Origin of the sequence: Enterobacter sp. BIGb0383, from assembly GCF_003751845.1 — a bacterium.
Taxonomy (GTDB): domain Bacteria; phylum Pseudomonadota; class Gammaproteobacteria; order Enterobacterales; family Enterobacteriaceae; genus BIGb0383.
The window spans coordinates 1-1,066 of sequence record NZ_RJKQ01000016.1; the positions used below are offsets into that span (position 1 = coordinate 1).

General features: G+C 52.2%; 1 rRNA gene. It reads right to left on the reverse strand.

The window, feature by feature from the left end:
• Nucleotides 1-1,066: ribosomal RNA gene (locus tag EDF81_RS23825) — 23S ribosomal RNA — on the reverse strand; the annotation flags it as partial.

Here is a 1,066-nt window from a genome sequence, read left to right on the forward strand (position 1 = left end):
ACGGCTTACAGAACGCTCCCCTACCCAACAACGCATAAGCGTCGCTGCCGCAGCTTCGGTGCATGGTTTAGCCCCGTTACATCTTCCGCGCAGGCCGACTCGACCAGTGAGCTATTACGCTTTCTTTAAATGATGGCTGCTTCTAAGCCAACATCCTGGCTGTCTGTGCCTTCCCACATCGTTTCCCACTTAACCATGACTTTGGGACCTTAGCTGGCGGTCTGGGTTGTTTCCCTCTTCACGACGGACGTTAGCACCCGCCGTGTGTCTCCCGTGATAACATTCTTCGGTATTCGTAGTTTGCATCGGGTTGGTAAGTCGGGATGACCCCCTAGCCGAAACAGTGCTCTACCCCCGAAGATGAGTTCACGAGGCGCTACCTAAATAGCTTTCGGGGAGAACCAGCTATCTCCCGGTTTGATTGGCCTTTCACCCCCAGCCACAAGTCATCCGCTAATTTTTCAACATTAGTCGGTTCGGTCCTCCAGTTAGTGTTACCCAACCTTCAACCTGCCCATGGCTAGATCACCGGGTTTCGGGTCTATACCCTGCAACTTAACGCCCAGTTAAGACTCGGTTTCCCTTCGGCTCCCCTATACGGTTAACCTTGCTACAGAATATAAGTCGCTGACCCATTATACAAAAGGTACGCAGTCACCCCATAAAAGAGGCTCCCACTGCTTGTACGTACACGGTTTCAGGTTCTGTTTCACTCCCCTCGCCGGGGTTCTTTTCGCCTTTCCCTCACGGTACTGGTTCACTATCGGTCAGTCAGGAGTATTTAGCCTTGGAGGATGGTCCCCCCATATTCAGACAGGATACCACGTGTCCCGCCCTACTCTTCGAGTTCACAACGTGTGCATTTTAGTGTACGAGACTATCACTCTGTACCGTCGGACTTTCCAGACCGTTCCACTAACACACGCGCTGATTCAGACTCTGGGCTGTTCCCCGTTCGCTCGCCGCTACTGGGGGAATCTCGGTTGATTTCTTTTCCTCGGGGTACTTAGATGTTTCAGTTCCCCCGGTTCGCTTCGTTAAGCTATGTATTCACTTAACGATAGTG